This is a genomic window from Rhizobium sp. CNPSo 3670, from assembly GCF_057784555.1.
The window spans coordinates 1-18,468 of record NZ_JBXSOL010000002.1; the positions used below are offsets into that span (position 1 = coordinate 1).

The following is an 18,468-nucleotide window of genomic DNA, read 5'->3' on the forward strand; positions in this document are numbered from 1 at the left end:
TCACCGTTTTTGTCGCCTGCATCGCCGCGATGCTGGGACTTGCCTCCGCCGCCCGCGCCGAGACGCGGCAGGCATCCGGTCAGCTCGCGGCCTTTGTGCGGCCGAACGACGTCAATAGCGGTTCGCTGCTCTTTCCTTCGAAGGAACCGGGCTTTTATGTCGAAGCGCCGCGGCTGAAGACCGACGTTGCAATCGGTGTCTCCGGCCCGATCGCCAGGGTGAAGGTGACCCAGCGCTTCCAGAACCCGAGCCAGGGCTGGGTCGAGGGCACCTACGTCTTCCCGCTGCCCGACAATTCGGCCGTTGACGCGCTGAAGATGCAGATCGGCGAACGCTTCATCGAAGGCCAGATCAAGCCGCGCCGGGAAGCCCGCGAGATCTATGAGCAGGCCAAGGCCGAGGGCAAGAAGACGGCGCTGCTCGAACAGCAGCGGCCGAACATCTTCACCAATCAGGTTGCCAATATCGGCCCCGGTGAAGAGATCGTCGTGCAGATCGAATATCAGCAAACGGTCCATCAGTCCGGCGGTGAATTCTCGCTGCGTTTCCCGATGGTCGTCGCGCCGCGCTATAATCCGGCGCCGATCGTCCAAACTGTCGAGTTCAACAACGGCGCCGGCTTCGCAACGCCGAGCGACCCGGTGGAAAATCGGGAGAAGATCGAAGCTCCGGTGCTCGACCCTCGCGAGAATGCCAGGATCAACCCCGTCTCGCTGACCATCAACCTTGAGGCCGGCTTCCCGCTCGGTGAAGTCAAATCCTCATTCCACGACGTCGATATCGGACAGGACGGCGACCAGGCGAGAACGATCAGCCTAAAAGGAGACGCGGTTCCTGCCGACAAGGATTTCGAGCTCACCTGGAAAGCCGCTCCCGGCAAGACGCCAAGCGCCGGCCTGTTCCGTGAAGCGATTGATGGCAAGACCTACCTGCTTGCCTTCATCACTCCGCCCACCGCGCCGGATGCTCCAGTACCGTCAAAACGCGAGGTGGTCTTCGTCATCGACAATTCCGGCTCGATGTCCGGCCAGTCGATCGAACAGGCAGGACAGAGCCTGGCGCTTGCCATCTCCAGGCTCAACCCCGAGGACCGCTTCAACGTCATCCGTTTCGACGATACGATGACCGACTATTTCAACGGCCTCGTCGCCGCCACCCCCGATAACCGCGAAAAGGCCATCGCTTATATCAGGAGCCTGAACGCCGATGGCGGCACGGAAATGCTGCCGGCGCTCGAGGACGCGCTGCGCAACCAAGGCCCGATCGCAAGCGGAGCGCTGCGCCAGGTCGTATTCCTGACGGATGGCGCGATCGGCAACGAACAGCAGCTCTTCCAGGAAATCACCGCGAGCCGCGGCGATGCCCGCGTCTTCACCGTCGGCATCGGCTCGGCGCCGAACACTTATTTCATGACCAAAGCCGCCGAGGTCGGCCGCGGCACCTTCACCCAGATCGGCTCGACCGATCAGGTGGCAAGCCGCATGAGCGAACTCTTCGCCAAGCTGCAGAACCCCGCCATGACCGATATCGCCGCGACCTTCGAAGGCATCGAAGCCGAGGATATCACGCCGAACCCGATGCCCGACCTCTATAGCGGCGAGCCTGTGGTTCTGACAGCGGAACTGCCGCAGGACAAGGCTGCCGGAAAGCTGCAGATCGTCGGCAAGACAGCCAACCAGCCCTGGCGCGTCGAGATGGATATCGCCAATGCCGCAGACGGCAACGGCATTTCCAAGCTCTGGGCGCGACGCAAGATCGACGATTTCGAGGCCCGCGCCTATGAGCGCCAGGATCCCGCCGCGCTCGACAAGGACATCGAAACGGTGGCGCTTGCCCACCACCTCGTCTCGCGCGTCACCAGCCTGGTCGCCGTGGACGTCACGCCGTCGCGTCCGGCAAACGAGCCGCTCGGCTCGGCGAAGCTGCCGCTCAACCTGCCCGAGGGCTGGGACTTCAGGAAGGTTTTCGGCGAAAATTCTGTCCCACCCGGCGGCGCAGAGCGCCACGGCGCGGCTGCGCCTGATGGAAGCGCCGAACCGCAACAGGCCGCAGCCGCAACACAGGCTTTCGCCGCGTCGCCCGAGATCGCGAACCTGATGGCTGCTGCACCAACGGCGAAAGCCGCCACGCTGATCGCACTGAAGAGTTCGACCGTGAACCTGCCGCAGACGGCGACGCGCGCCGACGAGCAGATCATGCGCGGGCTGACCATGCTGCTGCTGGCCCTGGTGGCGGCGAGCGGGCTCGCCATCTGGCGCCGCCGCCCGAAGGGTCTCATCATGGCCGGAGCCAAGCGCAATGGTTTCTAGAAACAATCAGGAAGCGGTCGAATTCGAGCCGCTTCCGACCTATCTGGAACTCGCCATGGCCGCCGCCACGGCCCACGACATGCCGAAGGCACGGAGGAGAAAGGGTTTCTTCCTCTGGCGCCTTTCGCCGATCGAAAAGACGATCGCCTTCGCCATTGCCGGTCTTGCCTTTTACGGCTTGGCGCTGATCGGCGACGGCTTCCTGCTGAAGGCGAAGGCGGAAATCTCGCAAATCCTGCTGAAGCGTGCTTTTGCCGCCGAACTGAGCGGCAAGGAGACGAAACCCTGGCCCTGGGCCGATTTCACCACGATGGCCAGGGTGCGTGCGCCGCGCCTCGGCAAGGACGCGATCGTGCTTTCCGGCGCATCCGGCGAGGCCCTCGCCTTCGGCCCGGCCTGGCTCGCCAATACACCGCAGCCGGGTGACGAGGGCACCTCCGTCATCGCCGCCCATCGCGACACCCATTTTCGCTGGCTGCAGTATATAAGGCCGGGCGATACGATCGAAGTTACCCGCCGCGACGGTAAGCTATTGACCTTCAAGGCCGGCCAAGGCCGCATTGCCCCCTGGGACGCGAGCGGCATCGACCCCGCCTCCGATGGCCGACGCCTCGTACTAGCCACCTGCTGGCCCTTCGATGCGACCGAACGCGGGCCGCTGCGCTACATCCTCGAAGCCGAACTGGTCAATGGTAACGCGACCGGCTCCGTTCACCCGGCAAACACAAAGCCGTTATTACAGACAGACTGAGGCTTGAAGCTCTGCCCTGCCCACTCCACGTTCCGGATGGAGAGACGAGGGGAAGCAAATGACGAGAATATCCGCCTTCCATTTCGCCGCGACGCTGATTCTGTTTGGCGCCACATCGGCCAATGCGGCCAATAGCGTCAACACGCAGGGTCCTACGGTTCGCGTCGAAAAACTGGCCGATGGTCTCGAACACCCCTGGGCGGTCGAAGTATTGCCCGACGGCGCCTATCTCGTCACCGAGCGGCCGGGCCGCATACGTATCATCCGCAATGGCAAGCTTTCCGAGCCGATCGGCAACGTGCCCAAGGTCAATGCCCGCGGCCAGGGCGGTCTTATGGACGTGGCGCTTGCCCCGGATTTTGCCAAGAGCAGAAAACTCTATTTCACCGCCGCCATCGCCAACAGGCAGGGCTCCGGCACCGAGGCTTTCAGCGCAACGCTGTCTCCCGACGAAAAGAGGCTTCAGGCGGTCACGCCCATCTTCACCATGCGGCGCTTCACGTCAGGCAACATCCAATATGGCGCGCGCATCGCAATCGCCCGCGATGGCACGCTGTTCATCAGCGTCGGCGACCGCGGCGACCGCGACCGCTCGCAGGATTGGCAGGACGATGCCGGCTCGATCGTCCACATCAATGCCGACGGCAGCATTCCCGCCGACAATCCGTTCAAGGACGGCGGCAACGCGCTGCCGGAGATCTGGTCGAAGGGCCACCGCAACCCGCAAGGCATCACCTTCGATGCGAAGGACGGCAAGCTCTACACCGTCGAACATGGCGCACGCGGCGGCGACGAGATCAATCAGATCGAAGCGGGCAAGAATTATGGTTGGCCGATCATCACCTACGGCCGTGACTATTCAGGCGCCGAGATCGGCGAAGGCACCGCCAAAAAAGGGCTGGAGCAGCCGCTGCACTATTGGGATCCTTCGATCGCGCCCGGCGCGCTCGCTGTCTATCGCGGCGCCATGTTCCCGGAATGGGACGGCGACTTCCTCGTCGCGGCGCTGAAATTCCAGCTGCTCTCGCGCATGCAGCGCGACGAGAGCGGCGCCTTCATCGCCGAGGAGCGCTTGTTCGAGGGCGACTACGGCCGCATTCGCGACGTCATTGTAGCGCCCGACGGCGCGCTGCTGATGCTGACGGACGAGGACGACGGCGCGCTGCTCAGGGTCTCGCGCGCTCAGGCCAACAACGGTTGAGCGGTCACAGCGCGCCGCGCAATTCCTTGCGAATGACGAATTTCAGCCCGGACCAGATCTCGTCGACTGTGCAGACCTTCACATCGACCAGGCCCGTTGGCAGCAGGATCTCCCGCAGCACATCCTCGGTGATATCGGTGGGCACGCGTGAGCTCTTCTTCGGCCAGGAGATCCAGATCATGCCGTCGGGCTTCAGGACCCGGAACAGCGTCGGTGCCGCCGCTTCCAACACTACGCGGTCAGTCACAAATAGATGGACATAATCGAGCGCCCGCAAAAGAGTCTCGGGAAGCAGGCGGATGACCGAAGCAAAACCGCCGAAACCATTGATGTCGTCGATCGTTTCGGGAACACCGAGAAGAGCGGCAGCCTGCCCATGCGCAAGCCCGAGCTTCCTGGCCAGCGGCGTACCGGAATAGCCTGCCATTCCGGATACCGCCATACCGCTCGCCGGCGTCTGTTTTTCGCGTTGCATGCCTCCACCTCCGCCATCAGCGCCAAGTCTTCGCCCTTGCCTAGAGGAAAGGCAACTGCTAACCGCTCGAACAGATCTCCCTTCCTCATCGAGGACGACATGACGCGCATTCAGGCGAACCTCCTCCTGTTGCTTGCAGCCGCCATCTGGGGCGGCGGCTTCGTCGCGCAGTCGACGGCGATGAAGGCGATCGGCCCCTTCTGGTTCATCGCCTTACGTTTTGCCGTCGCCACATTGGCCGTCTTGCCTTTCGTTCTTCTGGAAGCGCGCAAGGCAGAGGTGAAAACCAGCGCGCGCCATGCCAAGCTCTATATCCTCACCGGCCTTGCCCTTTTCAGCGGCGCCGCCACCCAGCAGGTCGGCCTGCAGACGACGACGGTGACGAATTCCAGCTTCATCACCGGCCTCTATGTCGTCTTCGTGCCGCTCATTGCCGTGTTCTTCCTGCGCCGTGCCCCGCATTGGATCATCTGGCCGGGCGCGCTGATGGCGCTCGCCGGCATCTATCTCCTGTCCGGCGGTCATCTCTCGGCGCTCACCTCAGGCGATCTCCTGACCGTGGCCTGCGCCGCCTTCTGGGCGATCCAGATCACCCTTGCCGGCATGACCGTCTCCGAGAGCGGAAGGCCGCTCGCGCTGGCCGCCACGCAATTTGCCGTCACCACGGCCTGCGCGTTGGCCGTTGCCGCAGCGGTCGAACCGATCAGCCTTTCGGCGATTTGGGCCGCAGGACCTGAGATCCTTTATGTCGGCATCTTCTCGTCCGGCTTGGCCTTCGTGCTGCAGGTGATTGCCCAGCGCTACACGACTCCGTCGCAGGCGGCGATCTTCCTTTCGTCCGAAGCGCTCTTCGGCGCATCGCTCGCAGCCCTGATTCTCGGTGAGTCGATGCCGGCCACCGGATATACAGGTTGTGCGCTAATGTTTATCGCTATGCTTGTAGTCGAGATCGTGCCCGGCTTTGCTCGCCGCCGGTTGTCAGCCGCCTGAACATGCGTCCAAATATGGATGGACGCCGGATTCAAAAAATTTTTAGGGAACTCGCTAGCCCGTTTACGTTGTATTTTTGGCAAAATCTGCCCGAAACTTACATTGCGGGCGACTATAAATCGTTAATCATCTCCCATTCGCGACGGAAATTTTGCGTTTTTGTGCAAACCAGACGTGGGCAGCAGTGTGCCCGGAAGGACACGTTAAAAAACTTTTGCTTGCCAAAATCCCTTAAACGCAGCACTCTCAGCGCGTTCGGGCATTTTGCGAGCATGGGAAGTCCTTAAGTATTTGCGCGCCGGGAACGCTAATATTCCGGTCAGCCGGTTCCAAACAAAGCAGGCGAAAGTCCTGCTTGGAGCAGGCCGAGGTAGAGGGGACCTTTTTCTCAAATTTCAAGACTTGCCTGCCAACGCCTCCCGCAAGGAGGCAATGCTATGATGCTGCCCGTGTGGATGGCGGGCAGAGAGAAAAGGACCTGACGCATGGCCGAGACTGGCACTGTAAAATTCTTCAATACCGACAAGGGCTTCGGCTTCATCAAGCCGGACCGGGGCGGCGCCGATATCTTCGTTCACATTTCTGCCGTACAGGCCTCCGGGCTGGCCGGTTTGACGGAAAACCAGAAGGTAAGCTTCGACACGGAGCCGGATCGCCGCGGCAAGGGCCCCAAGGCCGTCAATCTGCAGATTGCCGGCTGAGCCCTTAACAAGGCTGTCGAATTCGAGTTGAAGCCCGGCAGCAATGCCGGGTTTTGTCGTTCAGCCTTCGTTCAGCCAGAAATCTTTAGGACTGACACCATCGAGAAGGAACCGGCGTTCGGTTTCCGAGATTAGGACTTGATGCTTATGAACAGGCTCGCCAAAACTCTTCTGCTGACGGCAACGGCTGCCGCGCTTTCTCTCTCCGTCATCGGCGAGGCCTCGGCCGGTGACCACCACTGGCGCCATCATCACAACAACGATGCCCTCGTCGGTGGCGCTGTCGGTCTCGCCACCGGTTTGATTGTCGGCTCGGCTATCGCCAACGCCAATAATGGCCCTGTTTATGACGAACCCCGCTACATCGACCCGCCGTACGAGCCAGAATATTACGAGCCGGCTCCGGTCTATCGCGCTCCGCGCCGCGTCTATGTCGAGCAGCCGCAATATGTTGAACAGCCTAGATATTATGCGCCTGCGCGCGCGTCGGTAGAGCCCTGGTCACCGCAATGGGAGCGTTATTGCTCCTACCGCTACCGCTCCTTCGATCCGCGCAGCGGCACCTATATCGGCAATGATGGCCGCAGTCACTTCTGCACCGCCGGCTGATCTGCCAACACGTCATCGCGAAGCGCCGCTCTCAAGCGGCGCTTTTGTTTTTGCCTCGTTCAGCCCGCCTTCTTCTCCCAGGGCATCGCCCGCATCTCGGCATCCGGCTCGAAATCGGTCGAGACGCTGACCGCGCGCCATGCCCGATCGGCCTCGATGCGTGCCGCATCCGCCTTCTCGACATTGCGCACAGCATCGCTGCCGAGCAGCAACCGGAGCGGCGGCTGATCGAGACCGGCAATGTGAATGACGACGGCGGCCGCTTTGGCAGGATCGCCAGGTTGACGGCCGTCATATTCACGTTGGAAGCGCACCGTGGCGCCGACCGTTTCCGCATAGTCCGCGCGCCCCTCGGCCAGCACCGTCGAGGCACCGGCAAAATCAGTTCTGAAACCGCCGGGTTCGACCACTGTCACCTTGATGCCGAATGGCGCGACTTCCTTCGACAACACCTCCGAAAAGCCCTCGACTGCAAATTTGGCTGCCGAATAGGCGCCACGTCCGGCCGGTCCGATACGGCCGCCGACGGATGAGAACTGGATGATATGGCCCACACGCTGTTCGCGCATCAGGGCGATCACCGCCTTGGTCATGATAACAGTACCGAAGAGGTTGGTCTCGACCTGGGCTCGGAAATCGGCGAGGCTGGTATCCTCGATCGGACTGACATTGCCGTAGCCGGCATTGTTGACAAGCACATCGATACGGCCGAACCGCTTCACGCCAGCTTCCACCGCGGCAGCTGCCGCTTCCTCGTCGGTCACGTCGAGCGCCAGCGTCAGCACCTGATTGCCATATTGTCCGGAAAGATCCGCAAGCCGGGCAGGATCGCGCGCCGTCGCCACCAGATTATCGCCGGCGGCCAGAACCGCCTCCGCCAGCGCCCGGCCGAGACCACGCGAACTGCCTGTAATTAACCACACCTTCGACATCGGAAACTTCTCCTTGATTGGTTCCCCGAGCATGTAGGTCCTATTGTTCCCTATCGAAAGAAGGTACCAGAATGATCTATACACACCTCGAGGTAACTGAAGTGGCCGGCGACATATTCGATTTCTGCTGCAACATGACCGATGAGCAGGATGCACGGGCGCGCGCCTTGATAGAACGGGCGGCGGCGAAATGGCCACTGCGCATCCTGCACGCACCATCGGATGCCGGCGCGCCCTTACGCTTCTCGCGCCTCATGGAGCGGATCGAGGGCATCAGCCAGAAAGTGCTGACGCAGACGCTGCGTACCCTCGAAAGCGACGGCCTCATTATTCGCACCCTCTATCCCGAGATTCCACCGCGCGTTGAATATGAATTGACGCCGCTTGGCCGCGACCTCCTCATGCAGGTCGTCACTCTCTGGCGTTGGATCGTGGAGCGCCTGGATGAGTTCGATTCGCGCAAGGCCGTGAAGCTGACGGCAACGGACAATTAGGCCGGAATACGGATCGTTGCCCGTAAGCCCCCGAGCGGGCTGTCGCCCAGCGTGACGTTGCCGCCATGGCTGCGAGCAATATCGCGGGCAATCGCAAGACCGAGGCCGGTGCCGGATGCATCCAGGTTGCGGGCTGCGTCCAGCCGGAAGAACGGCTTGAACACGTCCTCGCGATTCTTTTCCGGAATGCCCGGCCCGTCATCGTCGAAGATAACAGTCAGCCACTTGGCATTGTGCTTGGCCTCGATGTCGAGCCTATTGGCATAACGGCGCGCGTTAGAGGCAAGGTTGGTGACGAGACGCGTGAACGCATTCGGCCTGACGGAAATGTCGTCGTCGCCTTCGATCGAATAGCTGAACTGCTTACGATGCAGGACGAAATCGGATTCCAGCTTGGCGAAGATCTCGCTGAGCTTCAGTTCGCCGACATCCTCTTCGACCTCGCCGCGGGCGAAGGCCATGTAGGCCTCCAGCATCGTCTGCATATCATTGACGTCGTCGTTCAGGCCATGCAGGTCGGGATTGTCGCCGGCGAGCGCCAGTTGCAGCTTGAAGCGGGTGAGAATGGTGCGCAGATCATGGCTGACGCCGGAAAGCATCGCCGTACGCTGCTCGATCTGCCGCTCGATGCGTTCACGCATCAGAATGAAGGCAAGGCCGGCGCGCCTGACCTCGTCGGCGCCTCGCGGATAGAAATTGTCGGGCTTCTGCCCTTTGCCGAAGCTTTCGGCAGCCCGCGCCAGCATCAGGATCGGCCGGATCTGCCCGCGCAGGAAGAGAATCGAAATGCCGATCAGCACCAGCGATGTGCCGACCATCCAGACGATGAAGATGTGGGTGTTGGAGGCATAGGTCTGACTGCGTTTGGCCAGCACCCGCAGGATCTTGTTCTCGAGCTTGATCCGGATTTCGACGAGGTTCGAGTTGCCAACCGTGTCGATCCAGAAAGGCCGGTGAATCTCGTCGGTGATCTCATCGCTGAGGATGCCGTCAAGGATCGAGAAGAAGGGCTTGACGCGCGGCGGCGGCAGATCGCCGTCCGGCTCAATCGAAATCTGCAGGTTAAGCTGATCGCGCGCGATGCGGATGATCTCGCTATAGTCGGAATTCTGCGGATAGGTCTCGACGATCTCGATGATGGCGGCGATGTCGCGGGTGACGGCGAGCGACAGGCGCTCGGTCACCATTTGCCAGTGACGCTCCATGAAGACGGCGGCGACGACGGATTGCAGCAGCACCATCGGGATGATGATGATCAGCAGCGAGCGCGCGTAGAGCCCGGTGGGCAATCGGCGCCGCAGCCAGCGGACGATCCAGCGCCAGCCCGCCGCCGGAGCGCGGTCTTCCCGCCGCAAACTGTCCATTGTCACCATCGTCGGTCCCGGCCGTTCAGAGCGCGATACGGAAAGTGTGAACCGTCCTCCGCATCATGCTCCACTTCTCAAATCTAGTCGATGCTCAGCCTGTATCCGATACCGCGCACCGTCTGCAGCCAGACGGGATTGGCCGGATCCTCCTCGATCTTGCGCCTGAGCCGGTTGATCTGCACGTCGATCGTCCGCTCGCCGACCTCTGTGTCATTGCCGATCAATTCGTGACGGGGGATGGTGTCACCGGCGCGCCGCGCAAAGAGCAGCATGATTTCCTGTTCGCGATCGGTAAGCCGGATCACCTCGCTGGCTTTCTTCAGCTCCTTGCGGGTCAGGGAGAAAGTGTAGGGCCCAAACATGACCTGTTCGATCTTCAGCCCCTCACCGTTGGCATTGCGGCGCAGGATATTGTTGATGCGCAGGACCAACTCGCGCGGATCGAAGGGTTTGGAGAGATAATCGTCGGCGCCGGCCTCAAGGCCTTCGATGCGATTGCCTGATTCCGCCAGCGCCGTCAGCATGATAATCGGCACGTTCTTGATGGCGCGAAGCCCGCGGGTGACGTCGATGCCGGATTCGCCCGGCATCATCACATCCATGATGATGAGATCGAAATCGAGACCGGCAAGTTTGCGCTGCGCCTCGGCGCCGTCGGCCGCGACAGTGACGCGAAAGCCGTTCTCCGCGAGATAACGATTGAGCAGCGCGCGGATACGGGAGTCATCGTCGACCACCAGCAGATGCGCCGCATCGTCGGAAATACCTGTCTTGACCGCCATTCAATCCGCCTTCTTTCTATCCCGCATGCCTCCAAGGAAGGCCTTCACGCCCTCCCGCACCTGCGCAGAGGCTCCTTCGAATGCCCGCTCAATGCGGCGCGATTGCGGCTCTGCAAGGGCAAGCGCCAGCTCGCGCCCCGATTTCGTCGGATAAAGCTTGCGCTGCCGCCGATCCTCAGGACCGGCCACCTGGCGAATATAGCCCGAATCGATCAGCTGTTTCAGCACCCTTGCAAGACTCTGCTTGGTGATCTTCAGTGTGTCGAGAAGATCAGCAACCGTCATGCCGGGATTGCGGTTGACGAAATGCACGACGCGGTGATGCGCCCGTCCGAAGCCGCTCTTTTCGAGGATGGCGTCAGGATCAGAAACGAAGTCGCGATAGGCGAAGAAGAATAGTTCGATCATCTCGAAATCGATACCGCCTGTATCCTCCATTGGCGTGGCCAACGGCTCCGGCTTGCCTGCTTTGGGACCGGTCTGTCGTGACACTCCACATTTCCTTTCTCGTTGCGCGCGTTGCGGGAAACTTCCGCATACATAGGTCAGTATTATTGACCTAAATTTACGCGGCTGCCAGCTTCACCGAACTTCGTGGGAGCCCGAGCTTATTTCGCAATTTCCCTGATATTTCTTGGGTAACCAAGGCCCGCCCGGAACTTCTGACGCAATAAGCAACTCCCCCGACGTCTTGGATAAAACGTAATGGGGACAACAATCAACAGGCATGGCGAGTGAAGCCCCGGCGGAGATTTGGAGTGGCTTCAAAGGCGGGAGGAGGATTGCGCGAACGAGGCGGCCTGCCGACCGCCTCCTTTCATAGTTGCCGATGATCTTATTGATAGACGTAGACAATCCGGCGCGTACCTGGATCGACGAGGACGGGCCGGTCGTTGATCCTTGTGTAGCGATATTCGTAATCCGGAATGGTCTGGAAAGTCACGTCGGCAGGCACTTCCGCGCCGACGACCACATCGCCGCCAAGCCGCACCGTCTCGGTCGGATTGGTCTCGATATAGGTCCGCACCGTCTCCGGCGGAGCGATCGTTTCGACGGCTCCAACCGGCCCGATCAATTCATCGCCCGGCGCCGGTTGCGGGTCGGCCGGGACAACGCTGGCGGTCGACTCGTAGGTCACCACGGGAACGCCGATCTCGGCGCGATGCTGCTCGACGATAACCTGGTTGCCGCCGTAGTCCATCTGCAGATAATCCGCATAGACCCAGCCGCGCATGCCGTTGACGTCGACACGGCACCAGCGGCTACCTTCGATGCAGCCGTCGAGCACCGCGGTCGAACCGCGGGTGGCAAGGCCGACTGCCGGATATTGCGGGCCTGGACCTGCGCGGACGTTGAGATCGTTGACCGTGGTCGCCACCATCTCCGCCTGCGCCAGACCGCCGCTCGCCAGGAGCACGGCTCCAGCCAACAGGATGTTTCTCTTCAAGGTCATGTGAGCGTCTCCTTGGTTTCGATGGCCGGACAACGCGCGGTGTTCCACGATGTTCCGACGCGCCCCGCCGGGGCAAAACGCCCCCTACAGATACGCCCTCCCAATCAATTGAAAAGTTCGAATAAAATTTGATTTCGTCGACGCGTCGAACGGCGGAAGAGACCTATAAACTTGTGTTGCAGTCGGTCTTGCTGCCGTGAAACACGCGTCAAAGCAGAAGATTTGGGCTGCCCTCGCCGCCGTTTCGGACTATACCCTGAGCACCCAAGACACCCAAGCGAGGCACTTATGGGCATGCTCCAGGCCGGCATCATTCCGGTGACACCCTTTCAGCAGAACTGCACGGTCTTCTTCGATCCCGATACCCAGGAAGGCGTTGTCGTCGATCCGGGCGGCGACGTGCCGCTCATCCTTCAGGCGATTGAGAAAAGCGGCCTGACCATCAAGGAAATCTGGCTGACGCACGGTCATCTCGACCATGCCGGCGGCGCCGGGGAGTTGAAGGAAGCCCTCGGCGTCGACATAGTCGGCCCGCATCAGGATGACCTGCCGCTGCTGCAGCGCATCGAGACCCAGGCCGCGACGTACGGCATATCAGGATTGCGCAATGTTCTGCCGGACCGCTGGCTGAAGAACGGCGACAAGGTCTCCTTCGGCGCCCACGAATTCGAGGTCTATCACACGCCCGGCCATGCCCCCGGCCACGTGATCTATTTCAACCGCGCACAGAATTTCGCCCATCTCGGCGACGTGCTCTTCAATGGCTCGATCGGCCGCACCGACCTGCCGGGCGGCAATCATCAGCAGCTGTTGGATTCGATCCGCGACAAGGTCCTGCCGCTTGGCGACGACGTCGGCTTTATCTGCGGCCATGGGCCCGGCAGCCGCATCGGTGACGAACGGCGAAGCAATCCGTATCTGCAGGAGATCAGGCCTCGTTGAGCATCCGATGCAGACACATCAGGCACCCGGAAAAATGGTGTGAGCCCATTCTCACATCATCTTCCTGCCGTTCGGCACCGGCTGTTCGACCGCCGCAAGCACGATCGCGCCATTCTCGTCCTCGAATCCCAGCGTCAGCACTTCCGAACGGAACGGACCGATCTGCCGGGGCGGGAAATTGACGACGCCGAACACCTGCCGGCCGATCAGGGTTTCCGGCGTATAATGCACGGTGATCTGCGCCGAGGATTTCTTGATACCGATCTGAGGGCCAAAATCGATGAGCAGCTTGAAAGCCGGCTTGCGCGCCTCCGGAAAAGGGCTGGCTTCGATGATCGTACCGACACGGATGTCGACACGCTCGAAATCGGCGTAGCTGATCTCTTCCGCCATGTGGATCTCCGTCAGCCGGCCAGTTCCTCGGCCCGCTTGCGCGCTGCCGCAAGCGCCTTATCGAACAGGGGCTGCATGCCGTTCTCCGCCATCAGCACGGCGAGCGCCGCCGCCGTCGTGCCGCCGGGAGACGTCACATTCTGCCGCAGCCGCGAAGCATCGTCGGGGGACTGGTGCAAGAGTTCACCAGCCCCCGCGACCGTTTCCCGCGCAAGACGCATGGCGAGGTCCGCCTGCAGGCCGAGCTTTCGGCCTGCCTCCGCCATACATTCGACGAGATAGAATACATAAGCCGGACCGCTGCCGGAAAGCGCCGTCACGGCATCGATATCGGCCTCCGCAGGCACCCATTCGACCGGGCCGGAGACGCTGAGAAGGGCATGGACGCGTTTGCGTTGCGGATCGCTGACTCCTGAATTGGCAAAGGCCCCGGTCACACCGCGGCCGACCATAGCCGGCGTGTTCGGCATGGCTCGCACCATGGCGGCTTTGCCGAGATGTTTTTCGAGAAAACCGAGCGTCTTGCCGGCTGCCACCGAGACGACGACCGTCGCCGGCCCGACGGCGCTCTTCACATCAGGCAACACCGTCTCCATCACCTGCGGCTTGACTGCGAGAAACAAAACGCTCGCCTTCAATTCCGTGGGGATCGCGGTCAGATGCGTCGCGCCGGCTTCCTTGATCGTCGCCAGCATCGCCGATGAAGGGCCTGGATCCACAACAATGACGGCGGAGCCCGGAACGCCGCTCTTCAGCCAGCCGGAGAGCATGGCTCCGCCCATGTTTCCGGCGCCGATCAATACGACGGGATTTGCCGGGGAGAACGCCTTCGCCGGCATCTTATGCCTCGCCTACCGTTTCGAACAGCACGGCTTCCATCGCCTTAGCCGCGTCCATGCCGGACCAGACAACGAACTGGAATGCCTGGAAATAGGCTTCGCATGTGTCGAGCGCACTGGAAAGCAGCACCTCTACCTGGCGATTGGTCGGCTCCGCGCCGCCTGCAAGCAGCAGCGACTGCCTGAAGATGACGACATCTTCCTGACGCCAGAGATCGAAATGACCCATCAGGACCTGCCCGTTGATCGCCGAGAGCAGTTTGACCACCTCGTTGACCCTGATGTCGGGGACTTTGATATCGAAAGCGCAGCCAAGATGCAGCGCCTCGAATTCCTCCATCCAGGAAAAGGAAACATGATAGTCCGCCCAGCGTCCCTCGACCGTCATCGCGATCTCGTCCTCGCCGGACCGCTCGAACGACCAGTCGTTGTTGGAGGCCACGTACTCGATCATATCGACCGGGTTCGACTGACGCTCGACTTCCAATTCCATCAGGTTCATGCAGCACCTTCTTGACCGGAACGAATGCGGCTTAGCTTGGGATACGAACACAAGAAAGACACACGCAATACCGGAAACCACCATCGGATGATCGTTGAACCGCTGCCAGACTTAACGCAGATAACCTGCCCGGAGCTTACCAAGTCGCTTCGAATCATCATTTAAAATCAGTGTATAATGACCCTTGCCACCTGCCAGCCCCCAGAAGGGAAAATAGGGCAGGCCTGCTGTGGAAAGCACTTCGAAACTCAATTCAGAAGGGAGAATAAGCGACTCTGCGTATTGGCTTTTTTGGCAGTGTCCACAGGTGGAAAACTCACCTGGAATTTTTTGTGACAGATGCGGCGTGTGGCATGAAGGCAACGCCGCATCTGCACCTAGCTGGATTTAGTGGCCCTCGCTGGCGAGCTTGGCCTCCAACGCCGCGATACGGGCGGCAAGCGCCTCGTTTTCATCGCGCGCCTTGATCGCCATCTCTCGCACGGCCTCGAATTCCTCGCGCTTGACGACGTCCATGCTGTTCAGCCAACGCTCGGCCTGGGCGTTGAAAGCCGTCTCGATCTCCTTGCGGACGCCCTGCGCGGCACCTGCCGCATCGGTCATCAGCTTGGCGAACTCGTCCATGATGCGGTTCGTTCCGGTCGTCATGGCGTTTTTCTCCCTTCGTATAAGGTGAATTCAGCCCTTCGGGGCCTCGAAGATTGAGGTAGGGCTTCGCCACCCGCGATGCAAGCGCTTTGCGCGGGATAGCCTTATCCGGAAGCGGGCAGCCGAGGCGCGATCACGAACAATGCACTTGACCGTCCGGGATCGCGGCGGCATGTTCCGCCGACCTCAACGGATGGGAAAACCTTGCCGACAGCAGCCAATCTCCTCGCGATCATGCCTTTCCCGGACATCGATCCGATCGCTTTTTCGATCGGTCCGTTGGCGATTCACTGGTACGGCCTGGCATACGTCGCCGGCATCCTGCTTGGCTGGGCCTATGCGCGCCGCCTCGCCGCCAACGACAGTCTCTGGCCGGGCAATAGATCGCCGATGACGAAGACGCAGCTCGACGATTTCATCGTCTGGGCCGCCCTCGGCGTCGTGCTCGGTGGCCGTCTCGGCTATATCTTCTTCTATGACCTCTCCGCTGTCCTGCGCGATCCCATCCGCGCAGTCGAAATCTGGAACGGCGGCATGTCCTTCCACGGCGGCCTGACCGGCACGACGATTGCCATGATCATCTTTGCTCGCCGCAATGCCATTCCGATCTGGAGCCTGTTCGATATCGTCGCCGCCGTCGTTCCCTTCGGCCTGTTCTTCGGCCGCATCGCCAATTTCATCAACGGTGAGCTCTGGGGCCGACTGACCGACGTCCCCTGGGCCGTGGTTTTCCCGACCGGCGGCCCCTTCGCCCGCCATCCGAGCCAGCTCTACGAGGCCGGCCTTGAGGGCATTGTTCTGCTCCTGGTGCTTGCCGCCCTCGTCTACGGCATGCGTACGCTGAAAAGCCCAGGCTTCATCACGGGCGTCTTCGTCTGCGGTTATGCACTGTCGCGCATCTTCGTCGAGTTCTTCCGAGAGCCGGACGCCCAGCTCGGTTACCTCCTCGGCACGAACTGGCTGACCATGGGTATGGTCCTCTCCTCCCCGATGATCCTGCTCGGCCTCTGGGCGATCCTGCGGGCCCGCCGCCAGGCCGCGCCGCAGCTCTAAACCGGCAGGACGCGCGACATGACCACCGCTCTAGGCGAAAAGATCAAGGCGATCATCCAGACCAACGGCCCGATCAGCGTCACCGACTATTTCTCGCTCTGCCTCGCCGATCCCGAGCACGGCTATTACCGCACCCGAGAACCCTTCGGCCGGTCCGGCGATTTTGTCACCGCGCCCGAAGTCAGCCAGATCTTCGGCGAGATGATCGGCGTCTTCGTCGTCCATGCCTGGCAGCGCCACGGCACGCCGGCAGATGTGCACCTTGTCGAGATCGGGCCTGGCCGCGGCACGATGATGGCGGATATGCTGCGTGTCATCGCCCGCATCGCCCCGCCGCTGTTTGACACGATGAGCGTGCATCTCGTCGAAACCAGCGAGCGCCTGCGCGACGTCCAGAGCCAGACACTCGAAGCTTATGGCGAAAGGATCGCGTGGCACGGTGGCTTCGATGAGGTCCCGCCCGGCTTCACGCTGATTGCCGCCAACGAATTGTTCGACGCAATCCCGATCCGGCAGTTCGTCCGCACGCAAACGGGTTTCCGCGAGCGCATGGTCGGCCTTGACGCCGATGGCGAACTGACCTTTGCCGCAGGTGTCGCGGGCCTCGATCCTGCCCTATTGCCGGAACCGGTGCAGAACCTGCCGCTCGGCACGCTCTTCGAGATCTCACCCGCCCGCCAGGCCGTGATGATGGCGATCTGCGAGCGGCTGCGCGCCTTCGGCGGCACGGCGCTGGTCGTCGACTACGGCCATCTCGTCACCGGCTTCGGCGATACGCTGCAGGCGGTGCGCATGCATGAATTCGACCCGCCGCTCGCCCATCCCGGCGAAGCTGACCTGACGAGCCATGTCGATTTCCAGCAGCTCGCCGAGACGGCACTGACGGCCGGCCTCCATCTGAACGGCGCCCTGCACCAGGGTGACTTTCTGACCGGCCTCGGCATTCTCGAACGCGCCGCAGCCCTCGGGCGTGACCGCGAGCCGCAGACCCAGCAGGTCATTCAATCGGCGGTCGACAGGCTTGCCGGCGCCGGTGAGGGCCGGATGGGCGAACTCTTCAAGGTGATGGCGGTCTCCCATCCTGCCGTCGATCTCATGCCCTTTCGCCCGGTGGATTGACAGGGCGCACGCGGCTGAGCCAACATCCGCGCGAAACAGGAACTTGAAGCGCGCCGCAGATGCGATGCGCTCGGGACAAAACAAACCCCTCGAAAACCCGGAATTACAGATGCAGGACGCGGCCTCTCCCGCACCGATCCAAAGCCCGCTGCTGAACGAAGCGACGGGCGGCACCATCCGCCACGGTTATTTCACCCGGGCTGGCGGTGTTTCCGAAGGGATCTATCGCGGTCTCAATGTCGGCCTCGGCTCCAACGACGAGCGCGGGAACGTCATGGAAAACCGCCGCCGCGTCGCCGCCTGGTTCGACCTGCCGCTCGAGCGGCTGGCAACTGTTCATCAGGTGCATTCGCCCGACGTCGTGACGATTGGCGCCGATTACGACGGCGCCCGCCCCGACGCGGACGCGATGGTGACGGCAGTTCCCGGCATTGCGCTTGGCGTGCTGGCCGCCGATTGCGGTCCGGTCCTCTTTGCCGACCCCGAAAATCGCGTCATCGGCGCCGCCCATGCCGGCTGGAAGGGCGCGCTGACCGGTGTTCTCGAAAACACCATTGCGGCCATGGAAGCCCTGGGGGCCGATCGCGCCAGCATACTGGCCTGCCTCGGCCCCTCGATCAGTCAGGCGAGTTACGAGGTCGGGCCGGAATTCGTCGATCGCTTCGTCGCCGAAAATCCGGCCTACGAACGCTTTTTCAAGCCGTCCGCAACGCCGGGCCGCGCCATGTTCGATCTACCGGCGCTGACGATCGACAGGCTGACGCGGGCTGGTGTGCAGGCCGAAAACCTCGGGCTCTGCACCTATCCGGATAGCGAGCGCTTCTTTTCCTATCGCAGGACGACACATCGCAACGAGCCGGACTACGGCCGCCAGATTTCAGCGATATCAATCAGGGAGACTTGAGCAG

General features: G+C 61.7%; 21 protein-coding genes. 11 read left to right on the forward strand and 10 right to left on the reverse strand.

Annotated features, from left to right (window positions below):
* The 3 genes from AC13QO_RS01700 to AC13QO_RS01710 all read left to right on the forward strand — a co-directional run.
* The coding region (locus AC13QO_RS01700; RefSeq protein WP_488539750.1) for a marine proteobacterial sortase target protein at positions 1–2,309 on the forward strand (2,309 nt) is incomplete at its 5' end.
* Positions 2,299–3,060 (forward strand): class GN sortase, encoded by a 762-nt coding sequence (locus AC13QO_RS01705; protein WP_488539751.1) that lies wholly within the window; start codon positions 2,299–2,301, stop codon positions 3,058–3,060. The genes AC13QO_RS01700 and AC13QO_RS01705, both read left to right, overlap by 11 nt.
* Positions 3,061–3,118: 58 nt before the next feature.
* Positions 3,119–4,261, forward strand: a complete 1,143-nt coding sequence (locus AC13QO_RS01710; protein WP_488539752.1) for a PQQ-dependent sugar dehydrogenase — start codon at positions 3,119–3,121, stop codon at positions 4,259–4,261.
* Positions 4,262–4,265: 4 nt separating this feature from the next.
* Here AC13QO_RS01710 and AC13QO_RS01715 read toward each other — a convergent pair whose 3' ends face one another.
* On the reverse strand, positions 4,266–4,736 hold the full coding sequence (locus tag AC13QO_RS01715) for a DUF3052 domain-containing protein (protein ID WP_488539753.1): 471 nt from the start codon (positions 4,734–4,736) through the stop codon (positions 4,266–4,268).
* A 99-nt stretch (positions 4,737–4,835) separates the two neighbouring features.
* Between AC13QO_RS01715 and AC13QO_RS01720 the strand changes: the two genes are divergently transcribed.
* The 3 genes from AC13QO_RS01720 to AC13QO_RS01730 all read left to right on the forward strand — a co-directional run bounded on the left by AC13QO_RS01720 (position 4,836) and on the right by AC13QO_RS01730 (position 7,036).
* A complete protein-coding gene (locus AC13QO_RS01720; protein WP_085778893.1) occupies positions 4,836–5,726 on the forward strand; it encodes a DMT family transporter in 891 nt (296 codons plus the stop codon).
* Between the two features lie 485 nt (positions 5,727–6,211).
* Positions 6,212–6,427: a cold-shock protein gene (locus tag AC13QO_RS01725; RefSeq protein WP_003561293.1), complete on the forward strand. Its 216-nt coding sequence runs from the start codon at positions 6,212–6,214 to the stop codon at positions 6,425–6,427.
* A 147-nt stretch (positions 6,428–6,574) separates the two neighbouring features.
* Positions 6,575–7,036 (forward strand): BA14K family protein, encoded by a 462-nt coding sequence (locus AC13QO_RS01730; protein WP_085780142.1) that lies wholly within the window; start codon positions 6,575–6,577, stop codon positions 7,034–7,036.
* A 59-nt stretch (positions 7,037–7,095) separates the two neighbouring features.
* On the opposite strand, the gene AC13QO_RS01735 is transcribed toward AC13QO_RS01730, so the two are convergent.
* A complete protein-coding gene (locus tag AC13QO_RS01735; RefSeq protein ID WP_488539754.1) occupies positions 7,096–7,968 on the reverse strand; it encodes an oxidoreductase in 873 nt (290 codons plus the stop codon).
* A 71-nt stretch (positions 7,969–8,039) separates the two neighbouring features.
* Here AC13QO_RS01735 and AC13QO_RS01740 point away from each other — a divergent pair, with 71 nt between their 5' ends.
* Positions 8,040–8,462 (forward strand): winged helix-turn-helix transcriptional regulator, encoded by a 423-nt coding sequence (locus AC13QO_RS01740; RefSeq protein WP_488539755.1) that lies wholly within the window; start codon positions 8,040–8,042, stop codon positions 8,460–8,462.
* Here AC13QO_RS01740 and AC13QO_RS01745 read toward each other — a convergent pair.
* The 4 genes from AC13QO_RS01745 to AC13QO_RS01760 form a co-directional block, all read right to left on the reverse strand.
* A complete protein-coding gene (locus AC13QO_RS01745) occupies positions 8,459–9,835 on the reverse strand; it encodes an ATP-binding protein (protein WP_085778895.1) in 1,377 nt (458 codons plus the stop codon). The two genes, AC13QO_RS01740 and AC13QO_RS01745, sit on opposite strands and share 4 nt — an antisense overlap.
* A 74-nt stretch (positions 9,836–9,909) precedes the next feature.
* On the reverse strand, positions 9,910–10,611 hold the full coding sequence (locus AC13QO_RS01750; protein WP_011426251.1) for a response regulator: 702 nt from the start codon (positions 10,609–10,611) through the stop codon (positions 9,910–9,912).
* Positions 10,612–11,103: a MarR family winged helix-turn-helix transcriptional regulator gene (locus tag AC13QO_RS01755; RefSeq protein ID WP_085778896.1), complete on the reverse strand. Its 492-nt coding sequence runs from the start codon at positions 11,101–11,103 to the stop codon at positions 10,612–10,614.
* A 343-nt stretch (positions 11,104–11,446) separates the two neighbouring features.
* The gene (locus tag AC13QO_RS01760; protein WP_488539756.1) at positions 11,447–12,064 is read right to left on the reverse strand and encodes a DUF1236 domain-containing protein; all 618 of its coding nucleotides are present in this window, start codon (positions 12,062–12,064) and stop codon (positions 11,447–11,449) included.
* A gap of 288 nt (positions 12,065–12,352) precedes the next feature.
* Between AC13QO_RS01760 and AC13QO_RS01765 the strand changes: the two genes are divergently transcribed.
* Entirely contained in the window at positions 12,353–13,006 is a 654-nt protein-coding gene (locus AC13QO_RS01765; protein WP_097596936.1) for an MBL fold metallo-hydrolase, read from the forward strand.
* A 51-nt stretch (positions 13,007–13,057) separates the two neighbouring features.
* On the opposite strand, the gene AC13QO_RS01770 is transcribed toward AC13QO_RS01765, so the two are convergent.
* From AC13QO_RS01770 to AC13QO_RS01785, 4 genes are all read right to left on the reverse strand, one after another.
* Positions 13,058–13,399 carry a tRNA-binding protein gene (locus AC13QO_RS01770; protein ID WP_085778898.1) on the reverse strand — a complete coding sequence of 114 codons (342 nt, stop codon included), beginning with the start codon at positions 13,397–13,399 and terminating at the stop codon, positions 13,058–13,060.
* Between the two features lie 11 nt (positions 13,400–13,410).
* Positions 13,411–14,238, reverse strand: coding sequence for a pyrroline-5-carboxylate reductase (gene proC, locus AC13QO_RS01775; protein WP_085778899.1), 828 nt, complete (start codon positions 14,236–14,238; stop codon positions 13,411–13,413).
* Position 14,239: 1 nt separating this feature from the next.
* Positions 14,240–14,740, reverse strand: coding sequence for a type III secretion system chaperone family protein (locus AC13QO_RS01780; protein WP_004680153.1), 501 nt, complete (start codon positions 14,738–14,740; stop codon positions 14,240–14,242).
* Positions 14,741–15,127: 387 nt separating this feature from the next.
* Positions 15,128–15,388 (reverse strand): accessory factor UbiK family protein, encoded by a 261-nt coding sequence (locus AC13QO_RS01785; protein ID WP_085778900.1) that lies wholly within the window; start codon positions 15,386–15,388, stop codon positions 15,128–15,130.
* A gap of 204 nt (positions 15,389–15,592) precedes the next feature.
* Here AC13QO_RS01785 and lgt point away from each other — a divergent pair, with 204 nt between their 5' ends.
* The 3 genes from lgt (at position 15,593) to pgeF (ending at position 18,464) form a co-directional block, all read left to right on the forward strand.
* Positions 15,593–16,441 carry a prolipoprotein diacylglyceryl transferase gene (gene lgt / locus AC13QO_RS01790; protein WP_285191440.1) on the forward strand — a complete coding sequence of 283 codons (849 nt, stop codon included), beginning with the start codon at positions 15,593–15,595 and terminating at the stop codon, positions 16,439–16,441.
* 18 nt (positions 16,442–16,459) lie between these two features.
* Positions 16,460–17,560: a class I SAM-dependent methyltransferase gene (locus tag AC13QO_RS01795; protein ID WP_488539757.1), complete on the forward strand. Its 1,101-nt coding sequence runs from the start codon at positions 16,460–16,462 to the stop codon at positions 17,558–17,560.
* Positions 17,561–17,669: 109 nt separating this feature from the next.
* Complete coding sequence (pgeF, locus tag AC13QO_RS01800; protein ID WP_488539758.1) at positions 17,670–18,464, forward strand: peptidoglycan editing factor PgeF; 795 nt, start codon at positions 17,670–17,672, stop codon at positions 18,462–18,464.
* The last annotated feature ends 4 nt before the right edge of the window (positions 18,465–18,468 follow it).